Origin of the sequence: Aphanothece microscopica RSMan92, from assembly GCF_046613545.2 — a bacterium.
In the GTDB taxonomy this organism is placed as follows: domain Bacteria; phylum Cyanobacteriota; class Cyanobacteriia; order PCC-6307; family Cyanobiaceae; genus NIES-981.
Genome location: NZ_JBKKKY020000117.1, coordinates 1 through 3,715 on the forward strand (window position 1 = coordinate 1; position 3,715 = coordinate 3,715).

At 66.2% G+C, this 3,715-nt stretch carries 3 protein-coding genes; all 3 read left to right on the forward strand.

The genetic code is table 11. The features are described 5' to 3' along the window. Positions 1–619 (forward strand): LysR substrate-binding domain-containing protein (locus ACLD7X_RS16045; protein ID WP_411424684.1); only part of this gene is annotated, 619 nt, incomplete at its 5' end. Between the two features lie 105 nt (positions 620–724). After that, the gene (locus tag ACLD7X_RS16050) at positions 725–3,046 is read left to right on the forward strand and encodes a TonB-dependent receptor (protein WP_411424685.1); all 2,322 of its coding nucleotides are present in this window, start codon (positions 725–727) and stop codon (positions 3,044–3,046) included. A gap of 5 nt (positions 3,047–3,051) precedes the next feature. Then, on the forward strand, positions 3,052–3,715 hold a 664-nt coding region (locus tag ACLD7X_RS16055; RefSeq protein ID WP_411424686.1), incomplete at its 3' end, for an alpha/beta fold hydrolase.

Below are 3,715 nucleotides of genomic sequence, written 5' to 3' on the forward strand. Positions count from 1 at the left end.
CCCTCTTGTGGCCCCTGTGCTCTCCAGCCCCGTCGCGCTCACAGTGCGCGAGCGTCTGCCCGACATCCGCCTTCGCATGATCGAGGGCTATGGCGCGGGCGTGACCGGATGGGTGGCCGATGGCAGCGCCGATCTGGCAGTGTCCTACATTCCGCTCACCCAGGTTCGCCATCTGATTGATGGGGAAGTCCTGTTCGAAGACGAAATGTTCCTGGTCGGCGCGGACACGCTGTTCCAGCGCGACCACATTGGCGCCGCCGTCCGGTTCGCGGATCTGGAAGGGCGACCTATGGTTTTGCCCACTGGCCAGAACGGTCTGCGTCGTTGGCTGGACAAGGCGGCGCGCGATCAGGGCTTCGACCTGCGCCCCGCCCTAGAGATCGATGCCCTTTCGGCTCTGCTCGACACGGTCGCATGGGGGCATGGCTATACGGTTCTGCCGCGCTGCGCGATGCTCGACGATGTGCGCCAGCGGGCGCTCAGAACTGCCTCGATCTCCGATCCCGCGGTGCCGGCGCAACTGACGCTTTTCACCGCGCGGGGGCGCCAGTCGTCTGCGGTGGAACAGGTCGTGGCGGTGGTGAAGGCCCATGCCCGCAGCCTTCGGGCGGACGCTTGAGGCGTGCGCTTGCGCGCAGGTGATAGCTGTTAGAACCGCGGCCGCCTATGAACCCTGAGCGTTCATCGGCAGGTTTCCCGTCAGGTTTCTTTGCGGGGCAGGCCGATGAAAGCGCAGCATGCAGATCGTTCCATTCTGGCGGGACTGGCCCTGTCAAGCGCGCTGGCTGGCGGCGCCTTCGCCCAGACCGCACCCGCTGCGGCCTCGGGCTCCGGGGTGCGCACCCAGGACGCAGTGATCGTGACCGCCCGACTGCGTGACGAAACGCAGCAGGACGTGCCCTTGTCCATCGCGACCTTCAGCGAGACTGCGATCGAGCGCCAGCGGATCGACACGCTGGACAGGCTGTCCTTCCTGGTGCCCTCCCTGTCGGCGTCTGACCCGTTTGGGCGCAACAACCCCAGCGTGTCGATGCGCGGCATCGGGTTGGCCGGGATTGGCGATGAGCTGCCGGTGGGGATCTTCATCGACGGGGTCTATGTTTCGGGGCGCTCGAGCGCGAACCTCCTGCTGACTGACCTGGAGCGGATCGAAGTAGCGCGTGGACCGCAGTCGGCGCTCTATGGCCGCAACACGTTCGCCGGCGCCATCAACTTCATCACCCGCAAGCCGACAGATACGCCCGAAGGCTTCGGCGAAGTCACGGTCGGCGACAAGGACCGGTACGAGGCGCGCGCCGGTTTTTCCGGGCCGCTGGTCGAGGGGCTTCTCGCTGGACACCTGGGTGTGATCCGCAGGGACTGGGGCGGCTTTTTCGAGAACCAGAACCCCGCCGGTCCCGACCTGAACCGGCAGGAAACCACCGCCGTCAACGCCGCTCTGCGCCTGACGCCCAACGCGGCCTTTGAAGCGAACCTCCGGCTGAATTACGCGGAAGACGAGGATTCCACCGCAGCCGCTTTTCTGGTTCCCGCCAATGTGGCGCTGACCCTGTCCAACGGCGGATCGCTCGGCTTCTTCCGGGGCGATGCGCCGGAGAATCCCCCGCCGGGCATTGTGTGCTGTTCGGCCTCCGACGGCGTGCAAGGCTTCAGCCGCGAGACTTTCCGCGCCGCTTTGACCCTGACCTACGACGTCAGCGACGCCCTCACCGTGACGTCGATCTCGGCTTTCACGCAGGAGGACCAGCTTTACGACCAGGACGTGGACTATCTGGCCGACAAGCTGTTCACCTTCGGCAACATCATCAATCGCGAAGACGTCAGCCAGGAAGTCCGGATCGCTTATGCGGGCGAGCGGCTCACGGCGCTCGCGGGCGTCTTCGCCTATAACTTCCGCAACAAGTTCCGCAACGTGGCTTATGCGCAGTTCTTCCTGCCGCCGGCCGCGCGCAGCGCCAATCCCCTTCGCAACAACGGACCGTTCCTGTCCATCACCGAAACCCAGGCCGTCGCCGTTTTTGGTTCGCTGGGTTATGAGCTCCAACCGGGGCTGAACGCCACTCTGGATCTGCGCTGGGGCGAGGAGACCAAGACGTTCGACTATTTCCGCGGCGCGGCCTTCGTCGCCGACCCCCGGCGCAAGGCCACCTGGGATAGCTGGACCCCACGCTTCATCCTCGACTGGAAACCCACCGCAAACAGCCTCTGGTACGTCTCGGCCGCCAAAGGCTTCAAGACCGGCGGCTTCAACGATCAGATCAACATCTTCGACACCGAGCGCGCTTATGCGCCCGAAACCAACTGGACCTACGAGATCGGGACCAAGCAGGCGCTGTTCGATCAACGGCTGCTAGCCAACCTGACCCTGTTCTATGTGGACTGGACCAATCAGCAGGTGGTTTCAGCCTCGTCGCGCGGGCCGGCCAACAACACCTTCATCGCCAACGCCGCCCAGTCCTACTCCCAGGGCTTCGAGTTGGACCTCACCGCCCGGCCCACCGACCGGATCGATCTCACGGCCGCGATCTCGCTTTCGGACGCGAAGTTCGATTCCTATGTCGATCCTGCGCTGGCTGGCGTCGATCGCGCGACAGGCCAGATCGCCGCGCTGCCCGGCTTGCGCCTCGTGCAGCTGCCCAACGGGGTGTTCGGAGCCGATGTCTCCGGCAACCGGCTGCCGCGCGCGTCCAAGTGGCAGGCGGCGGTCAGCGGGCAATACACCCACCCGCTGGCTGATGCGGAACTCTACGCGCGGGCCGACCTGACCTTCCGCTCCACCCAGTTCTCGGAGCCTTCCAACTTCGCCGGAACAGGCGATCAGACGCGCGTGAACCTGCGCATCGGCTATGAGACCGACCGCTTCAGCATCGCTGGCTTTGTCGATAATGTATTTGACGATCGCACGCCGCCGGTCATCATCCGGTTCAGCGACTTCAACAGCTTCTTCGCCCAGCCTTTCCCCGGCGCTTTGAAGCGCGCCTTTCAGGTGACGCCGGCCGATGGGCGGACGTTTGGACTGACGGCGCGATACAAGTTTGGAGGCTGACCCCCATGCTGGATCGACGCGGCCTCTTCGGTGCGGCGATCGGCGCGGGGACCGCGGCCACGACGGCGCTCGCCGCGGAGCCGAAAGCGGTGCGTCGCGGCTACGTAAGCGTCAGCCATGGCCAGATCCACTACCGCGCTGTCGGGGAGGGGCGCCGCCCGCCGCTCCTTTGCTTTCACCATGTGCCCAACTCGGGCCAGATCTTCGAGAACGTCGCGCCCAAGCTGGCGAACGGGCGCCGAGTGGTAATCCTGGATACGCCCGGCTACGGCATGTCCGACCCCCTGCTCGACCCGCAGCGGATCGACGCTTATGCGCAGGCGCTGAGCGAGGCCGCTGTCGCGTTGGGGCTCGGGGGGAGGGCGGTTGATCTTCTGGGCTATCACACCGGCGCCGCGATCGCCTGCGAGATCGCCGTATCGGGCGGGCTGCGCGTCCGCCGTCTGGCGCTGTGCGCGGTGCCGGTGTTTTCCGCCGAAGAGCGCGCGAGCTTCGGCGCCCAGACCCCGATCCCCTTCGACGAGGACGGCGACTGGGCCAGAGAAGAGTGGCGCCGCTCCTGGCGCTGGCGCGGCCCGGGCCAGACGCGCGAGATGGTGCTGCGCACCTATGCCGAGAAGATGCGCCCCGGCGCGCGAGAGCGCGGCGCCACCGCGATCGCGGCTTACG

What these genes read in the sequence shown, in the direction of transcription:
- ACLD7X_RS16050 (WP_411424685.1), top strand. Translation starts at nt 725, where the DNA reads ATGAAAGCGCAGCATGCAGATCGTTCCATTCTGGCGGGACTGGCCCTG.